The sequence below is a fragment of the Asticcacaulis biprosthecium C19 genome, assembly GCF_000204015.1.
Taxonomy (GTDB): Bacteria; Pseudomonadota; Alphaproteobacteria; order Caulobacterales; family Caulobacteraceae; genus Asticcacaulis; species Asticcacaulis biprosthecius.
Map to the genome: position 1 here is coordinate 180,075 of NZ_GL883080.1, position 18,042 is coordinate 198,116.

The following is an 18,042-nucleotide window of genomic DNA, read 5'->3' on the forward strand; positions in this document are numbered from 1 at the left end:
GATTTATAGGGCTTTGAGGGCTTCAAACTGAAGCTTTTGCTTGACCGGACTCGCGGTATGAGAGAAGCGAAAAAGCCATGAACATCCTGCTGATCGGTTCGGGCGGCCGCGAACATGCCCTGGCGTGGAAAATCAAACAGTCGCCGCTGTGCGAACGCCTCGTCGTCGCGCCCGGCAACCCTGGCATAGCTGACGTCGCCGAATGCCGCGCCGTCAAGGCCACCGACGTCATGGGGCTGATCGGGCTGGCGCGCGAGATCAAGGCGGACCTGGTCGTTGTCGGACCGGAAAGCGCTCTGGCCGAAGGTCTCGCCGATGCCTGCGCCGCCGCCAATATCCCGTGTTTCGGACCGTCGCGCAAAGCCGCCCAACTGGAGACCTCCAAGGCCTTCACCAAGGGGATCTGCGCCCGCTACAACATCCCGACGGCCTTATCGGAAACCTTCGATAACGTCGCTGAGGCGCGTGAGTTCCTCAAGACCTATGATCCGCCCTATGTCATCAAGGCCGATGGCCTGGCCGCCGGCAAGGGGGTCGCCATTTCGCCGGACTATCAGGACGGTGTCGCCGAGATCGAAGCCATGCTGGGCGGGCGTTACGGTGCCGCCAGTTCGCATATCGTCATCGAAGAGTTCATGACCGGTGAGGAGGCGTCGATCTTCGCCCTGTGCGACGGCGAGACGGCGACCATCTTCGGCTGGGCGCAGGACCACAAGCGCGCCTTTGACGGCGACACCGGCCCCAATACCGGCGGCATGGGCACCTATTCGCCGGCGCCGGTGGTGACGCCGGAACTGCTGGAGATCGTCCGCCGCGACATCCTGGAGCCGACCATGGCCGGGATGAAGGCCGAGGGGATGCCGTACAAGGGCGTTTTGTATGCCGGGGTGATGGTCGAGAACGGTCAACCGCGCCTGGTTGAGTACAATGCCCGCTTCGGTGATCCGGAATGCCAGGTGCTGATGTTGCGCCTGAAGAGCGATATCGTGCCGTATCTGGTGGCGGCCGCGCGCGGGGCGTTGCGCAACCTGCCGGCGCCGGAATGGCATAAGGACGCCGCCGTCTGCGTGGTCTATGCGGCGCGGGGATACCCGGACAGTCCGATCCCGGGCTCGCTTATCCGCGGCGCCGACCAGGATTTCGGCCGCGACGTCACGGTCTTCCATGCCGGTACATCGCGGGATGAAAAGGGCCAGCTTCGCGCCGCCGGCGGGCGGGTGCTGAACATCTGCGCGCGCGGGCCGTCGATCCGCGAAGCCCGCGACCGGGCCTATGAAGCCCTGGCCGGCATCGACTGGCCGGGTGGGTTCTACCGCCGCGATATCGCGTGGAGAGCGCTTTAATCGGTGATCCTCGGCCGATAAGTGCGTCGGTTTCGCTGTGGCATTCGCTGTTGTTTACGTGTCACAACGTTTAATAATCACGCATAGCGGGTGAACCTTCGTTGGAAAAAGTTATACGATACCGCCGTTAACCAAAGGGTAGTGCTGGCCGTTTGGCGAGCGCGCCCTGCATCAGGGCGGCACCATGATCATCTCCTATAAACGTGGCGAAGAAACCCGTGACCGCACGGGGCTGCAACTGGCCCCTCATTCAAGCGCGCTTGATACCCCGACGGAGACCGGCCGGAGTGCCGTGCTGGACCCGCTGGTCTATAGGGCTGGCGCAGAGACGCAGGTAAATACGACGACCGCGGACCATCAGGAGGTGGCGGCCGTAGCCGCTCTTTCGGATGGCGGATATGTTATCACCTGGGCGAGCTAAAGGCCGGGTGGGCCGTATTACGGCATCTATGCCCAGCGTTACGACGCAAACGGCGTTGCAGTCGGTGGTGAAGCCCAGGTCAATACCCATGAAGCTCACTGGAAATTCGATCCAGCGGTTACCGGGCTTGCCGACGGTGGGTATGTCATTTCTTGGCAAACCCTGGATCAGGACGGCTCCGGCTGGGGCATTTTTGCCCAGCGATATGATGCCGGCGGTTTGCCTGTCGGCGGCGAAATTCAGGTGAACACTTTCACTATGCATAACCAGCACCAGCCGGTTGTCATGCCGCTTACGGGCGGTGGCTTTGTGATTACCTGGCCAAGTTATGGCCAGGACGGTTCGGACACGGGAATCTATGCCCAGCGGTATGGCGCGGACGGCGCCGTCCTCGGCGGCGAAACACGTGTCAACACTTACACGGAGGGGGAGCAATATATCCTGGCGGGCGCCTCTCTCGCCGACGGCGGATATGTCATCGCCTGGTCAAGTCACGGACAGGATAACTCGCTCTGGGGTGTTTATACGCAACGCTATGACGAAGAAGGCGTGGCGGTCGGTAGCGAAAACCGGGTCAATAGCTTTACCGATAATGCCCAGTTTGGCCCGGCAGTGACGTCTCTGGCGGATGGCGGTTATCTCGTCACCTGGACCAGTTCCTATCAGGATGGAGAGCGGGGCGGAATATATGCTCAGCGCTATGACGTGGGAGGCGCGGCGGTCGGGAGCGAATTTCGTGTCAACAGCACGACCTTGGGCAATCAGGATCATGCTTTTGCAGCCGGTCTACCAGACAACGGTTATGTCGTTGTCTGGGTGAGTGACCACGAAGACGGTTCGGACTACGGAATTTTCGCGCAACGTTTTGACGCTGCCGGCGCCGCGGTCGGTGATGAACAACGTGTCGAAACGTTCACCGATGGTATCCAGTTCTATCCCGCCGTTACAGCCCTGGCGAATGGCGATTATGTCGTCACCTGGCAAAGTGACGGGCAGGACGGCTCGGGCTGGGGTCTTTACCAGAAGCGCTTCGCCGCCAATGTTGCCCCGGTGCTGACTGGGACGCCGGCGGAGCTGGATCGCGGCTATGTCAATGCCCCCTACACGGTATCCGCGGCCGATCTGTTGGACGGATACAGCGATCCGGACGGCGATACGCTGAGCGTGGTCGGGTTGAGCGCCGATCACGGCACGGTCGGCGACCATGGTGACGGTACCTTCACTGTGACGCCCGCGCTGGATTATCACGGCGTCGTCGTGCTGAGTTTCACGGTGACCGATGGTGCCGGTGGCACCTCGGTGGCCAGCCGGGGTGTCGTGCTGGACCGGGTGGTTTACACGGCGGGTGCAGAGACGCAGGTGAATACGACGACTGAGGGAAGTCAGGCGGAACCGGACATTGCCGCCCTGTCAGACGGGGGATACATTATCACCTGGACCAGCTACAACGCGGATGAAACAGCTTTTGATGTCTACGCTCAACGCTATGACGCAGACGGCATCACGGTCAGTGGCGAAACGCGCATAAATGGCTATACCACTTGGGAGCAGTACAATTCGGCGATAACGGCGCTTGCCGATGGCGGATATGTCGTTGCTTGGACAAGTGCTGTGCAAGACGGATCTTACGATGGCATCTATGCTCAGCGCTACGACACAGACGGCGTCGCGGTCGGCGGGGAAACACGCATCAATAGCTATACTGCGAATTATCAGTCGGTGCCTGCCGCAACGGCTCTCGCGGATGGCGGGTATGTCATCACCTGGTCCAGCTACAATCAGGACGGTTCTTACTATGGTATCTACACGCAGCGCTACGACGCAGATGGCGTCGCGGTCGGGGGCGAAACGCCCATCAATAGCTATACTCCCGATTATCAATACCTTTCAGCGGTAACTGCGCTCGCCGATGGCGGCTATGTTGTCACCTGGGCCAGTTATGGTCAGGACGGTTCTGGGTACGGCATCTATGCGAAGCGGTTCAATCAGGACGGCGTAGGTGTTGGCGATGAAGAACTCATCAATTCTCATACGAACGATAATCAGAACGCCCCCTCGATTGCTTCACTCACAGGAGGTGGCTATGTCATCACCTGGAGCAGTTATGAGCAGGACGGTTCTGGCTTTGGCGTCTATGCCCAGTCGTTTGACGTGGACGGAGTGCGTTTTGGCGACGAAGTTCGCGTAAACACCACCACGCTCTCGCATCAATATCAACCGGTCGTGGCAGGGCTTCCTGACGGTGGCTATGCTATCGCCTGGATGGCCATTGATTCGGATAACGCCTATCATGATGTTTTTCTTCAGCGCTATGACGCAATCGGAAACGCGATCGGTTTACAAGAACTCGTCAACAGCTACAAAATAGACGACCAAAGAAATCCCGCGATTGCAGCCTTGGCGAATGGTGATTTCGTTGTTACCTGGCAAAGCAATAGGGATGGTTCGGGGGCGGGAGTCTACCACAAGCGCTTTTCTGCCAACGCCGTGCCGGTGCAAAGCGGCACGGCCGCCGATCTTGCCGACGGACACGAGGACGTCCCCCTTACCATAACGCAGACCGATCTGCTGGCCGGGATCGGCGACCCGGAGGGCGGCGAACTTTCGGTCACAGCCATCTCGGCCAGCCACGGCACGCTCAGCGCCGCGGCGGAGGGCTGGGCCTTCACACCGGAACTTAATTATCGTGGTCCCGTCGTGTTGACCTATACCGTCAGCGACGATGAAGGCGCCACGACCCAGTTCACGACGGGTTTCAACCTGGCACCGGTCAATGACGCCCCGGCCCTGACCGGAATACCGGCCGTTCTGACCATGACGGAGGACACCGCGCTCACCGTCACCATGGCACAGCTCCTGGCCGGATGGAGCGATGTCGAAGGCGGTATCTTATCGATCAACGGCGTGACCGCCAACCATGGTAACGTAACGGCGGTCGAAGGCGGTTATCTTCTCACCCCGGACGCCGACTACAACGGCACTATGACGCTGAGCTACGTGGTCAGTGACGGTCAGGTTGGCCTGTCCAATGCGGCAATGACGTTTAATGTCGCGCCCGCCTATGATGCACCGGAGCGGACTAGTCCCGCCGTCGCCCTCGGCGCGACCGATGAAGACACCGTCAAAACCGTGACTATGGAGCAACTGCTGCTGGGCTGGACCAGCCCGGACGGCCGCACACTCACCGCGTCTAACCTGACGGTGACGCACGGTTCGGTGAGTTATGACACGGGTACCGGCAATTACCTGATCACTCCGGAGGCCAATTATTACGGCCCGGTGGTCCTCAGCTACAGCATCGGTGACGGCGTGACCACCACGCCGGTGAGCCTGAGCTATGATCTGAGCCGCGTGATCGATACGGTGACCAGCGCCGAGACGGCCTTCCTGGGGACCTATCTCGAAAACCTTACCCTGACAGGCGAAGACGATATCCATGGCTACGGCAATGCCGAGGACAACGTCCTGAGGGGCAATGCCGGCGCGAACTGGCTGGACGGCCGAAGCGGCCAGGATACCCTGTATGGTGGCGGTGACGGCGACATCTATATCGTCGACAATGGCAATGACGTCGTGTCGGAACGAACCGAAACGGGTACGGATACCGGCGGGTTCGATACCGTGAGATCGTCAGTTTCTTATCTGTTGACTCCCTTCGTCGAAGCTCTGGTGCTGACAGGCGGGCTTGATATCGACGGCTGGGGGAATGCCCAGGCCAATTACCTGACTGGCAATTCTGGCCGAAACCGGCTGGACGGCTCAGGTGGCGTCGACATCATGTCCGGCGGTTCGGGCGACGACTCCTATGAGGTGGACGTGGCCGCGGACCACATCGTCGAAGCCGCTTCAGGTGGGACCGATGACGTGCGGTCGCTCGTTTCGTACAGCCTGCCGGATTATGTCGAGAACCTGGTTCTGGCCGGGGGCGGGGCAATCAACGGCACCGGCAATGCCCAGGACAACGTCCTGACCGGCAATACCGGCGTCAACGTCCTCACCGGCGGGCTGGGTAACGACACCTATTTTGTCCAGAACACGGGCGACAAGGTGGTCGAGGCCAATGGTGAAGGCAGCGATACCATCTATGCTTCCGTAAGCTACAACCTGACCGGCCGTTATATCGAGACCCTTACCCTGACCGGGACGGCCGCCATTAACGCTACCGGAAACAGTCTTGGCAACGCGTTGAATGGCAATAGCGGAAACAATGTGCTGGACGGAGGGGCTGGCAACGATACCCTGGCCGGAGGGGGCGGCAACGATACCTACTACGTCCAGGCCGCTGGCGACAAGGTGATCGAGCTTGGCGGTGAGGGAACGGACATTATCTTCTCAACCGTCACCTACAATCTCAATGGCCGGTACGCCGAGACCATCCATCTGACGGGGGCGGGGTCTATCAACGCGACCGGCAATTCGCTGGCCAATACGCTGATTGGCAATTCCGGCGCCAACGTTCTGAACGGGCTGGGCGGCAATGACACGCTGACCGGCGGTGCGGGGGCGGACACCTTCCTGTTCCAAGCGTCGAGCCGAGCCGATCGGGTTACGGACTTCAACGCAACGGACGGCGACCTGATCAATGTCAATGCGTATACCGGTGGCGTGGCGAATGCGGGTTGGGTGCCCCAGTCTGGCGTGAATGTCGTGATCAACTTCGGCGGCGGCAATGTCATTACCGTAGAGAATGCCAGTCAGGCCGACGTGCTCAGTCACATGGTGTGGTGATAGGAGGGCGGACGCGATCCGGGGGAGGACCGCGTCCGCCAGCCACCGCATCCGGTGTAAGGGGGGACGGTTGCGGTAGCGCTTTGAACATAATGCGAAATCGATTGTGGTCAAGGATTCTGAGGCATTTACAAGTCACGCGGCCCGGGTGGGCGCGGCGTGCAACCGCGCCCAGCTTTCCAGCAGAGTGAACCGCTCGTCTTCCAGGAGCGCCAGGGATGGCAGGCCGTCTGAACTCACGAGTCGACGGATCGCCGTCCGCAGGCCCAGGATATAGATCTCATAGCCCGGCGCTCTGGCGCCCGCGGCGCCGTTGCCGCCGAGACCGACCTGGTAGTCGGCAATGCCGGTCAGGGCGCTGATGGCGGACAGATTAATGTGCAGGTCCCCCAACCGGTGAATGCTTTCCGGGCGATCGGCGCGATGGCCTTTGAAGCGGCGCCAGTTGGCGAGGACACCCTCGCGTTCGGTAATGAGTTGATTGCGATCGGCGGCCGATGGTGTTGGCGCCTCGAAATAGAGTTCGCTGTCGATGCCGGTAATGCCGACACGGAAATAGGGGCCGTTGGCTGACATGCGCGGTTGACGCACGTCCGACACCGTCACGACGTGCGCCAGATCGAACCAGGTCTCATAACAGCAGATCAGCACGGCACACCTCGAGAAAAATTGTTCCCATTTTGTTCCAGGTGCCGCGCGAGAGTCAAGGCTGTAACGTCGGGTTGGCCACTGAGGTTGTCCTCATGCGAGCCTGTCACTTGTGACAACGCGGAAAGAATCGTTAAAACGACGGTTAATCGCGCTCGCGCTACTCTGGCCTCAGGAGCCGCCCGTGTCTGGACGGCAAAGGCTCAAGAACAAGGGTGGCGTCATGTTGCAGAATGCAAATACAGACAAGCGTAAGATCCTGGTCGTCGATGACGATGAAAACGTCAGGCTGCTGGTCAAGGTCCTCCTCAGCCGGCGTGGCTATGAGGTCGAAACCGCCCCCGGCGGCATGGCCGGGCTCGCCGCGCTCAGTCTCTCCACGCCGGATCTGGTGCTGCTCGATATCAGCATGCCCGATATGGACGGACTGAGCTTTCTGGAAAAACGGGCTCAGGCTGGGCACGAGCGCGACATCCCCGTTATCGTCCTGTCCGGACGCAACAGCGACGCCGATGTCGCCGCCGCCATGAATCTGGGCGCCAGCAACTATGTCGCCAAACCCTTCCAGCAGGACCGTTTGCTGGACCACATCGCGCGCTTCCTGCCGCAGCCGACTGCCCCAATGCCGTCCCATGCTGTCCACTAGGCTAGACGCCCGTTCCTCAATTGTCACCTACGCGAAAGAATCGTTTGACTCGCGGTTAAGCCGTTTGCGGGTACTCTAGCTTCAGGTGCCGGTCAGCGCCGTAACGCCAAGGGACGCGTTGCGGCGAGGCCGTGGAATGGGTGGCAACATGCAGGCGCGGGTAAGACAATCACACAAGAGGCGGATATTGGTCGTCGACGACGACGAAAATGTCCGGCTTTTGGTCAAGGTGATCCTCACCCGCCAGGGCTATGAGGTCGAAATCGCCAGCAGTGGCGCAGCCGGACTGGCGGCGATGAAGCGGTCCGTCCCCGATCTGATCCTGCTCGACATGGCCATGCCTGATATGGGCGGTCTCGCCTTTCTGGAGGCGAAGGCCAAAAGCGATGTGGCCGCGGACATTCCGGTCATCGTCGTGTCGGGCCGCAGCCGGAACGCCGATGTCGCGGCCGCCATAAGCCTGGGCGCCAGCAACTTTGTCGCCAAACCGTTCCATCAGGATCGCTTGTTGGCTAACATCGCCGGGTTATTGCCGCCGACGGTCGATGCCGTTCCATCGCGGGCCGCCGGATAAAGGCTGGTGAAGGGGCTCAAGAGTTTCGCGCAGACCTATGGCGCAACGTTCTGCATCCTGGTGCTTTTGTATATCGTCACCGGCAAGCTGGGCCTGCTGCTGGCGGTGCCGCCAGGCTATGCTACTTTCATCTGGCCGCCGTCAGGTATCGCCCTGGGCTTCCTGCTGCTGCACGGCCGCCGACTGTGGCCCGCCGTCTGGCTGGGTTCGTGCCTGCTCAATGCCTATAATGGCGGCGTCTGGTCGCCCGAAGCCGGTTGGCAGACCTCAAAGCTGATCATCGCTGCCGGGATCGCCGCCGGATCGACACTTCAGGCCGTGGCCGGCTACGTCATGGTCAAGAAGCTGCTGGGGCTGCCGCTGAAAATCGATCGGTTCGCCGACCTGGCCAAGCTGTTCCTGCTGACCGGGCCGCTGGCCTGCACCGTCGCCGCCAGCATCGGCGTCTTCACCCTGGTGGCCATGGGCGCCATGCCGGCCGACAAGATGGCAGGGAACTGGCTGGCCTGGTGGGGCGGCGACCTGGTCGGGATCGTCGTGTTTTTGCCGCTGACCCTGGTGTTCTCGCCGCGCCGCGACGAGATCGTGTGGCGCGGCGAAGCCCTGGGACGGCTGCCCGCCCTGGCCATGCTGCTGGTGCTTTTGCCGCTGGGCCTGACCTTCTACGCCTGGAAGATCTCATCGGAGACGGCCTACGACCAAGGGCGCAGCCGTTTCGAAGCCTTGGCCGGGGAGAGCGAAAAAGCGCTGAGCCACCGCGTCGACAGCTATCAGAACGCCCTTCTGGCGGCGGCGGGATATTGGCAGGGCTCGAAAGAGGTTCCGCGCGACGCGTGGAAGACCTATGTCGCGGCGCTGGATATCCGCAAGACCTATCCCGGCATCAACGGTATCGGCTGGATTGAGCCGGTGGCGTCCGAAGACCTGGAGACGCTGGTCCGGCAGACGCGCGCCGAAGGGTTGAGCGATTTTGAGGTCAAGCAAACCGCGGGGCGCGACGTACACTACATCATCCGCTATCTGGAGCCGCTGAGCGGTAATGCACCGGCGCTGGGGCTGGACATCGCCTTCGAGGCGCGCCGCCGGGCGGCGGCGGACAAGGCCAGAAGCACCGGGCAACTGACCCTGAGCGATCCGATCTCCCTTGTCCAGGACGCTCAGCGGACGCCGGCCTTCCTGTTGTTCAATCCGGTCAACCGCGCGGATCCGGAGAGATCCTTCCGCGGCTGGGTCTATGCCCCGATCGTGGCGCGCAACCTGTTCGCCGACCTGACGGCCAGCCAGGGCGATACCGTCAATATCGCCATCTTCGCCGGCGGCGACAATACAACCGTCTTCGACAGCGCCGAGGGCCGCACAGCCGGCGCGCCGCAGTTCACACGCGAAAAGACCATCGTCGTCGGTCAGAACCGTTGGCGGGTGGTGTGGACCAGCACGCCGCGCTTCGAACAGATGGAGCGCAGCTACAATCCGCTGCTGCTGCTGACGGGCGGCCTGTTGTTCAGCGCGCTGTTTGCCATCTTCATCGCCCTGGCCACCATCCGCCGCTCGGATACCATGCGGCTGATCGCTCAGGACCGGCCGTTGCTGGCGCCGGCCGTGGTGTTCGTGGCTATACTGTGCGGGTCGCTGGCGCTGTTCGTCACCTTGCGTGACAAGGAGCGCGACTATACGCTCGGCCTGGTCGACCGCGATGCCGCGCGGCTGGAGACGATGCTGAACGGCCGGATTCAGAGCAAGGTGGCGGCGCTGAGCCAGACGGCGCACCGGTGGCAGGCGGCCGGCGAGGTCACGCAGGCGTTGTGGCAGGTTGAGACGCGCGGTTACAAAGACGAGGGGGCGGGCATCGTCACCCTGGTCTGGTTCGACTCCGACGGGAAAGCCAAATGGATCGAGCCCGACGTTCCCGCTGTGGCGGCGGTTCTGCCGCGGTCGGGGCCGACGGTCGTCGATGTCAGCCAACCCTACGCCTTGAGCGACGGTAAGCTGGGTTTTTCGGTGGCCTTTCCGGTCGAGGACCGCCGGCGGACCACCGGCCATGTCAGCGGGGTATTTTCCGTCCAGGCGCTGTTCGACAACCTGTTCGGCGGCGATACCGGCGACGACTACCGCGTGACGCTGAAGGCCACGGCCGGCGATTTCGTGATCAGCGCACCGCAATCGCGTCTGGCGGGGAATGCGTGGGTGGTGGTGCGCCAGATGCGGGTGTTGGACCACGCCTGGGAACTGAGGCTGGAACCGACGGCGGCCTTCGTGGCGGCGCAACGCTCGCCACTGCCGGTCATCGTGCTGTTCGCCGGCCTCACCATCGCGATCCTAGCGGCGCTGTCGGTGAATGCGCTGATGCTGGCGCGGCTGCGGGCGGCCGACCTGGAGCTGGCCCGTCGCAACTCCGAACAGGAGGCGCTGAGGACCGCCGCCGTGCTGGACACGGTGCTGGATGGGGTGCTGACGGTGGATATCGAGGGCATGATCACGTCCATCAATCCGGCCGGCGTCGAGATTTTCGGCTATGCGGCGGAAGACATTGTCGGCCAGCCGGCCTCGCTGCTGATGATCGAACCCCAGCGGCTGTTTACCGAACGATACTCGGCTCAACCCGACAACCGCGGGCGGTTCGCCACCTCTATCCTGGGCCTCGAGACCTTGGCGCGGAGACAGAACGGCGAACTGTTTCCCATCGACCTTTCCGTAAGCGCCATGCGGCTGTCGGGCAAGGCCGTGTTTGTGACGACCGTGCGCGACATAACCGAACGCAAACGGCAGGAGATTGCGCTGAGCGTTACGGTCGAGCAACTGAAGCTGCTGATCGAAAACACGCCGGCGGCGGTCGCGATGTTCGACAAAGGGTTACGGTGTATCATGGCCAGTCACCGGTGGTTGCAGGACTACAATCTGGTGGGGACGGAGATTATCGGCCGCCACCACTACGATATCTTCCCGGAAATCCGCAACATGCCGCATTGGGTCGATATCCACCGTCGCGCCCTGTGCGGAGAAGTGTTCGATAGCCGCGAAGAGTCGTGGCAGCGCGTCGATGGCGAGCGGGAATGGCTGAACTGGGCGATCCACCCGTGGACCGGGCCGGACGGTGATACTGGCGGCATCGTCATGTTCACCGAGGTCATCACGCCGCGCAAACAGGCCGAAATCGCTCTGATGACCAGCGAGGAGACCTTCCGCTCGGCGATGGAGAACGCCTCGATCGGCATGGCCCTGGTCAGCCCCGAGGGGCGGTGGCTGAAGGTCAATACGGCTTTGTGCGCGCTCCTGGGCTATGCGGAACTGGAGTTCCTCGCCAGCGATGTCCAAAGCCTGACGCATGCTGACGACCTGGAGGGTGACCGGGCCCAGGCTGACCGGCTGCTGGGCGACGAGATCGAGTCCTATACCCTGGAGAAGCGTTATTTTCACCGCAACGGCCATGTCATCTGGGGACTGCAGAGCGTGTCGCTGGTCCGCAAGTCGGATGGTCAGCCGGACTATTTTATCGCCCAGATCCAGGACATCACCCAGCGGCGCGAAATGGAACACATCCAGAGCGAGTTTGTCTCGGTGGCCAGCCACGAACTGCGTACGCCGCTGACGGCGATCCACGGCTCTCTGGGCATGCTGGCCGGACCGATGGCGTCGCAACTGCCGGAGACGGCCGGCCGCATGGTCGACCTGGCCCATCGCAACAGCGAGCGGCTGCTGGGTCTGGTCAACGATATCCTCGATATCGACAAGCTGACCTCGGGCCAGATGCGGTTCGACATGCAGGTCGAAAGCCTGGCCGAACTGGTGGCCCAATCGGTCGAGGCCAACCAGCCCTTCGCTGACCGCTATGGCGTGTCAATGCACCTCAGTCCGGTCGATGCAGGGCTGCGGGCCAGGCTCGATGGCGACCGTTTCGCGCAGGTCATGGCGAATCTGCTATCGAATGCGGCCAAGTTCTCGCATCGCGAGGGACGTATCGACATCGACGTGCAGATAGAGAGCGGCCAGGTGCGAATCACCGTAACGGATCATGGTGTCGGCATTCCGGAAGCCTTCCGGGGCAAGATATTCGAGCGGTTCTCGCAGGCGGATTCGTCGATGACGCGCAACAAGGGCGGAACGGGTCTGGGCCTCTATATCGCCCGCCAGATGGTCGAGCGTATGGGCGGCCAACTCGGGTTTGACTCAGTGGAAGGGGAGGGCACGTCATTCTGGATAAAGTTACCTCAGGTGATGGAGGGAGAGCGGCATGGCTGAGATGATGCATGTGCTGTGCGTCGATGACGAGCCGGATATTCTGGAAGTCGTGCAACTGGTGCTCGAGAACATGGGCGGGCTGAAGGTGTCATGCGCCAATGGCGGCGCGAAGGCGCTGGCCTGGGTGGCGGAAACTGTGCCGGACCTGATCCTGATGGACGTGATGATGCCTGGCATGGACGGGCCGACGACCCTGGGTGAGATGCAGAAGCTGCCACAGTTGGCGGGCGTGCCGATCGTGTTCATGACGGCTCGGGTTCAGGCGAAAGAGGTGCGGGAGTATCTGGCGCTTGGGGCCGACGCGGTGATCAGCAAGCCGTTCAATCCGATGACCCTGTCCAATGAGATCAAGGCCATCTGGAGCAAGAAGCGCGGGTTGGGGTAGAGCTGTCTCGTAAGCATCTGGCGTACAGGTGGAGGGGAAATCCTATCACCGAATGAGTTATATAAGCCCAGGCCAGGAAGGCTATCGGCGAGACGACCATGTGGGCTTGCCGTACGGTGCCCGGCGGTGCTTGGCGCGCAACATAAATGACAGTTACGCTCAGAAACAGGGTGATCACGCCAGCCGCGGCCTGCCGGGCAACGTCCTTGGCCAGACTGGAGCTGACCCGTGCAGTGAACAGCAGCGTGTAGGTCATAATGATTTCGGTGGGCACCTATTTGACAATGCGGTCCAGCGGCGTGTCGCTCGCCTCACCGTTATTGCGTGCCAGAGTCCGGTAAATCGGTAATACCCATCTCGACATGGGACGTCTCCTTGAAAGGCTGTTTCGCGTTCAGGCGCGCCGGGCGGCAGCGCCGGAATCACTCATGCGTCGTTTCCTCTAAGTCGAAAATCCGGGTCCTGGCGTGACAGCGGTCACGCCGGGACGTTTCGCCGAAGGCTAAATCGCCTCCGGTAAGCACATGCGCCTGGCATGGATTGGATGATAAAGGGAATGAAAAATGACAGTTTCGGAGCTTCAACACCGGTTCATCGCGTTTGCCGGAGGAATGCCGGCCATTGCGTTCAGCCATCTTCAGATTGATCGCGAGTTAAAATCTGTCGTCTCCCGGCTTGGCGGCAGGTATCCGGATCAGCCATCCGCCGCCATGGCCGATGTGCCCTTGCCCGTTTATGGCTTGGCATTCTCGTCATTTTTGAAAACCCTGGACGTAAAACTGTCAGCCGGCTACGCGGAATTGACCGCAACGCTTGTGGCAACGATCCATCGTCTCGGACGTCCCGCCGAGATCATCCGTGAATATCGGGTCGAGACGATCGATCCGATACGGATAGTTTTTGACTATGACGCGATAAGCCGGGAGTTGTACTGGCGGCAGGACGGTGCTGGGTTTCCGAAGGTGACGCCGTCATGGGGCACAGACGCCGATGCGGTGCTGGCAAACACTACGCTCCCGGATCCCCAAAAGGATAGCTACCTCGCCGAGGTTGAGTCCCCTATCATCTGGTCGACCCGAAATACGTTTGTCGAGTTGCTAATCGCTTCCCTGCCCAGGTATCCGCTGGGTGAAATGGCGCCCTGGCTTTCACTCCTTGAGCCGCTTCGCTTTGATTTTGGCGGTGATCATGTCATCGTCACAGCGTCCAGAGCGAAGGTCGCCGCCGGGGGCTGTTCTCCCAGCACGATGATTGTTGAGCCCGATCCGAACTTTCCCTACGGCGAGACTATTCCGGCGCCGAGTTTCAGCGCCAGGCATGTCGACATCGCGGTTTATCTGCCGAAAACCAGGTTTATTGATTTTGTTTCGGGTAATCTCGAGCCCGCAGTCCTGGTTGCTGCCCGGGGTGGTGGCGTTGTCAAATGGAGCGTGAGCGGCGCATTCGGTTTGAAGACGCTGACGGCCGATATCAAAACGGGGATTATTTATCCTTCCGGGCTCACTGTCGAAGGCATCATCGGGATATCCACGGAGATCGATTTTATCGGCGTGGCCCGCGCCTGGGTAGATGGTCCATGCGGTACGAAGATCGGACTTGCCAGTGCGAGTGTCCTTGGCTCCGGCGAGTTCGCAGCGGACATCCGGCTGGAAGCCAATATACATGCGGGCTACATCACCGGCGATTTGAAGGTTGCGAAAAGCGAACTCATTGATGTCGACTTCGATGTCGGCGTGCCGTGGCCGCTTGACGCAATTTCCGGCGAACTCCTCGATTACGTCGCCCAAAAGGAAATTCGCAAGCTGACAAACCGTGTTGTCCAGTTGGGGCGGTGGGATTTCATGGGAATACCGCTTTCGTACCTGGACTCGCTTAGTACGAACCGCGCCCTGCCGATCATGGAGGGCCTCAAAGGTGTTGGCGCCTATATGGGAATTGTCCAATCCGAGGGGTAGCGATATCGCGCACCCGTTCTGGTCTTATACCAACCTGCAAAGAGACTGACACATAAGGTGCAGATTGGTATTCGCATTTTTTCAGCTCAATCGCCGCATGGCTCATCGCAAAAGCTCGGGCGCGCAGTCGCGCTTGCCAACCCTCGATGTGTCAAGATCATCGAGGGTTGGTATTACCCGGTACTTCGATCCCGGGGGCGAACCGAACGCCCCCGGGATCGACTGCGTCAGGGGCATCCCCAGGCCTGGGGCGCTGCAAAAATATGACCGGGCGTGACGGCGATCACGGCTCGACATTGAAGACAGCGTTAAACCCTGACGGTCGGCGCTTCCGCCGCCCAAGGGGGCATTCCCTTACCAATTAGGAGATTCTGGAGATGTACATGCGTCATTGCCGTTGTGCGAATTGCTTCGTACCGCCCCAAATCCTCAAAAAACTCGCCGAGAGCAAGAACCCGGATCTGCGCCGGTTGGCCGTTAACAGTCTGGCCCAGAGTGAGCGCCTGCGCGGACAGCGCGTTGCCCGCTCGCTGCTGGCGGGCGCCATCGGCTCCGCCGGCGACGGCCGCCGCTCGGTCTTCGATTGCGAAGGAATCGAGAACCTGAATGGCGCGCGCCGGGTGCGTGGCGAAGGTCAGGCCGACGTGGCTGACGCCTCGGTTAACCGTGCATTTGAAGGGTTGGGCCTGACGCGCGACTTCTATGCGTCGGTTTTCGGCCGCGACTCGATCGACGACAACGGCATGCGGCTCAACGCCTATGTTCACTACGGTGATCGTTACATGAACGCTTTCTGGGACGGCCAGCAAATGGTCTTCGGTGATGGCGATGGCGAGATGTTCGATGATTTCACCAAGTCGCTGGATGTGGTGGCGCACGAACTGACCCATGCCGTGACGGAGTTTTCCGCCGGCCTGATCTATCATAATCAACCCGGCGCGCTGAACGAATCCATGTCGGACGTGTTCGGCGTCATGGTTAAACAGTGGAAGCTGAAACAGACGGCCGAAAAGGCCGACTGGCTGATCGGCGCCGATATCTTCACGCCGGGCACGGGCTTCGATGCGCTGCGCTCGCTGAAGGCGCCCGGCGAAGCCTACGATCATCCGGAATACGGCCGCGATCCGCAGCCGGCGCACATGAACAAATATGTCCGGTTGCGCGATATCTCTAGCGAAGACTGGGGGGGCGTGCACATCAATTCGGGCATCCCCAACCATGCCTTCTATCTGGCGGCAACAGCCATTGGCGGCTATGCCTGGGACGTTGCGGGCCAGATCTGGTACCAGGCCCTGTTGGCCTCCAGTCCAACTACGGACTTCCAGGCCTTTGCCGATACGACCTATGAAAAGGCGGGCAGCTTCGGGCAGGTCGAACAGGAAGCGGTGGGCGAAGCCTGGCGCATGGTCGGCATCCGGGTCGCGCGTTCTGTGTCATCGCGACGCGTTCCCCGCCGCGCACTGTCATCTGCCCCCGGAAGCGTGGCCACCAACGACATGGCTGACCTCTTCGACCAAGTCGACGGCCTTTCGAAACAGGTCGCTGCCCTGGCAGAGATTCTGCGGCCGCAGAAGGGGGGAAGGTGAAGATCACGGCGCAGACTCAAGGGGGGCTGGGCGGGCCGTTGGCACTGCGCCCCTTTGCCCGGTCGCTGGACGTCGATGCCTTGACCGCTGAGGAGCAGGCGCAGATACGCACCCTGATCGTTGCGGCGCTGCAAGGGGGGGGCGTTTCGCCGACTGCGGAAGCTACTCCGGACGGGATGCTGCGTCGTCTGATCGTCGAAGATGGTGATGTTTCCCACACCTTTACTGCCCCTGACGCCGACGCCGATCCGGCTTTCGTGACCCTGTGGAACTGGGTGCACCGCAAGGCGCGCTGACGTGTCGTTCCATCCTGAACGTCTTCCGGCAGGCCCGGAAGGACAAAAACGCCACTCGGGACCCGCAACTGTGCGGGCCTGAATCGCTGACCTCACAGGGCGTCCTGTAGCAACCTACCACTGAAACTTGTCGACCACCGTCTCTGGTGGTCAGAAAGAAAGGATATGGATATGAAAAAGTTTATCCGGGCCCTGTTGCCCCTGACCCTGGTCGCCGCGTCCGTTTCCGGATGTTCGACGCAACTGGCCCGGCCGATCAGCCCGGCGCACATTGAGCCGGCGACGGAGGTTGACGCGGCGATGGTGATTGTCTCAGAGAAGACCTGTCCGAAAAAAACGAATGGGCAGGGGCTGGTGCCGGGCATCGGTTCCGTTGTGGCGGGAGCGGCTGTCGATTTTGGCGTGAACTTCATTGGAGAATGGCTGGAAACCCAACAGCTTCGGCGTAATGCGGTCTGGTCGGCATCCGGGACGGTTACCAACTGTGACGAGACGTATTGGACCAAGACTGATACACGTACAGTCATCGTTCAGCGTGCCGTTATCGGAACCAACGGAGAGCCTAAGTTCGAGCCGGCTTTCAAATTGACAGGTGATCTGACTTTCCAACATTTTCCTGGTCCGACTGCAACTCCTCCCTCGACGCCCCCGACCTTAGACAAAGTCGCCCCTTCAGACGCTGCGGCTAACCTGCCGACTATAACCCCTTCCGTAGAAAACGTAGCCCCTTCAGGCACCGCAACCTCCCCGGGGGAAGCGCCTCCCCGTTTAAATCCTGCCACCCAACCCAAGACCCCACCGGCACCGGGTACTCTCCAGATTACCTGGAAAAGCAAAGAGTTCTCGTACGGCCGGACCGCAGCGCCGGCGCGTGGCTCAAAACGCAAGCATGTTGTGGTTCTCCTCGGGTTTGCCCCCTCCGCCATGTTGAAGACAGGAGCGACCGCGACAGGCAAGGAAGAACTGCCGGGTGTCATCCGGCTCGATCTTGGCTATGTCCAGGATGGTCATTTCTATTCGGAGAACCTCGTCAACCGAGCCGAAGCGGTCAGTACGATCGTCGTGCCCACCAATGATACGCTCAATGTAACTGCCGTTGTGGTCGAGACCGAGGACGAGAGTCTAGCCCTCAAGGCCCTCAGTGCCGGTTTCAAAAGCAACAAGGACGCTTTGGCAGGAGCGGTGAAAGACCAGTGGGGCGTATCCGAAGAGTAACAGCCGGTG

12 protein-coding genes are annotated in these 18,042 nt (G+C 61.1%); 11 read left to right on the forward strand and 1 reads right to left on the reverse strand.

What is annotated here, in order from left to right; all coding sequences use genetic code 11:
• The first annotated feature begins 77 nt into the window (after window positions 1–77).
• From purD to ABI_RS23935, 3 genes are all read left to right on the forward strand, one after another.
• The gene (gene purD, locus ABI_RS19390) at window positions 78–1,343 is read left to right on the forward strand and encodes a phosphoribosylamine--glycine ligase (protein ID WP_006274765.1); all 1,266 of its coding nucleotides are present in this window, start codon (window positions 78–80) and stop codon (window positions 1,341–1,343) included.
• A 184-nt stretch (window positions 1,344–1,527) separates the two neighbouring features.
• Window positions 1,528–1,764 (forward strand): hypothetical protein, encoded by a 237-nt coding sequence (locus ABI_RS25405; RefSeq protein ID WP_006274766.1) that lies wholly within the window; start codon window positions 1,528–1,530, stop codon window positions 1,762–1,764.
• Between the two features lie 243 nt (window positions 1,765–2,007).
• Complete coding sequence (locus tag ABI_RS23935; protein ID WP_157139018.1) at window positions 2,008–6,492, forward strand: cadherin-like domain-containing protein; 4,485 nt, start codon at window positions 2,008–2,010, stop codon at window positions 6,490–6,492.
• 135 nt (window positions 6,493–6,627) lie between these two features.
• On the opposite strand, the gene ABI_RS19405 is transcribed toward ABI_RS23935, so the two are convergent.
• The gene (locus ABI_RS19405) at window positions 6,628–7,143 is read right to left on the reverse strand and encodes a hypothetical protein (RefSeq protein ID WP_006274768.1); all 516 of its coding nucleotides are present in this window, start codon (window positions 7,141–7,143) and stop codon (window positions 6,628–6,630) included.
• Window positions 7,144–7,363: 220 nt separating this feature from the next.
• On the opposite strand from ABI_RS19405, the gene ABI_RS19410 reads away from it, so the two are divergent.
• The 8 genes from ABI_RS19410 to ABI_RS19445 all read left to right on the forward strand — a co-directional run bounded on the left by ABI_RS19410 (window position 7,364) and on the right by ABI_RS19445 (window position 18,033).
• On the forward strand, window positions 7,364–7,786 hold the full coding sequence (locus ABI_RS19410) for a response regulator (protein WP_040309753.1): 423 nt from the start codon (window positions 7,364–7,366) through the stop codon (window positions 7,784–7,786).
• Window positions 7,787–7,973: 187 nt separating this feature from the next.
• The gene (locus tag ABI_RS19415) at window positions 7,974–8,360 is read left to right on the forward strand and encodes a response regulator (RefSeq protein WP_050808366.1); all 387 of its coding nucleotides are present in this window, start codon (window positions 7,974–7,976) and stop codon (window positions 8,358–8,360) included.
• A gap of 6 nt (window positions 8,361–8,366) precedes the next feature.
• Window positions 8,367–12,596: a PAS domain S-box protein gene (locus ABI_RS19420; protein ID WP_006274771.1), complete on the forward strand. Its 4,230-nt coding sequence runs from the start codon at window positions 8,367–8,369 to the stop codon at window positions 12,594–12,596.
• Complete coding sequence (locus ABI_RS19425; protein ID WP_040309754.1) at window positions 12,589–12,981, forward strand: response regulator; 393 nt, start codon at window positions 12,589–12,591, stop codon at window positions 12,979–12,981. The genes ABI_RS19420 and ABI_RS19425 overlap by 8 nt, the downstream gene beginning before the upstream one ends.
• Window positions 12,982–13,544: 563 nt before the next feature.
• On the forward strand, window positions 13,545–14,936 hold the full coding sequence (locus ABI_RS19430; RefSeq protein ID WP_040309755.1) for a hypothetical protein: 1,392 nt from the start codon (window positions 13,545–13,547) through the stop codon (window positions 14,934–14,936).
• Window positions 14,937–15,319: 383 nt separating this feature from the next.
• Window positions 15,320–16,522 carry a M4 family metallopeptidase gene (locus ABI_RS19435; RefSeq protein ID WP_040309879.1) on the forward strand — a complete coding sequence of 401 codons (1,203 nt, stop codon included), beginning with the start codon at window positions 15,320–15,322 and terminating at the stop codon, window positions 16,520–16,522.
• Window positions 16,519–16,818 (forward strand): protealysin inhibitor emfourin, encoded by a 300-nt coding sequence (locus ABI_RS19440; RefSeq protein WP_006274776.1) that lies wholly within the window; start codon window positions 16,519–16,521, stop codon window positions 16,816–16,818. The genes ABI_RS19435 and ABI_RS19440 overlap by 4 nt, the downstream gene beginning before the upstream one ends.
• 171 nt (window positions 16,819–16,989) lie before the next feature.
• Complete coding sequence (locus ABI_RS19445) at window positions 16,990–18,033, forward strand: hypothetical protein (protein ID WP_006274778.1); 1,044 nt, start codon at window positions 16,990–16,992, stop codon at window positions 18,031–18,033.
• Window positions 18,034–18,042: the final 9 nt, after the last annotated feature.

Excerpts from the sequence above, each read along its gene's own strand:
- purD (WP_006274765.1), top strand. The coding sequence starts at position 78 with ATGAACATCCTGCTGATCGGTTCGGGCGGCCGCGAACATGCCCTGGCG.
- ABI_RS25405 (WP_006274766.1), top strand. The coding sequence starts at position 1,528 with ATGATCATCTCCTATAAACGTGGCGAAGAAACCCGTGACCGCACGGGG.
- ABI_RS19410 (WP_040309753.1), top strand. The coding sequence starts at position 7,364 with ATGTTGCAGAATGCAAATACAGACAAGCGTAAGATCCTGGTCGTCGAT.
- ABI_RS19425 (WP_040309754.1), top strand. The coding sequence starts at position 12,589 with ATGGCTGAGATGATGCATGTGCTGTGCGTCGATGACGAGCCGGATATT.
- ABI_RS19430 (WP_040309755.1), top strand. The coding sequence starts at position 13,545 with ATGACAGTTTCGGAGCTTCAACACCGGTTCATCGCGTTTGCCGGAGGA.
- ABI_RS19435 (WP_040309879.1), top strand. The coding sequence starts at position 15,320 with ATGCGTCATTGCCGTTGTGCGAATTGCTTCGTACCGCCCCAAATCCTC.
- ABI_RS19445 (WP_006274778.1), top strand. The coding sequence starts at position 16,990 with ATGAAAAAGTTTATCCGGGCCCTGTTGCCCCTGACCCTGGTCGCCGCG.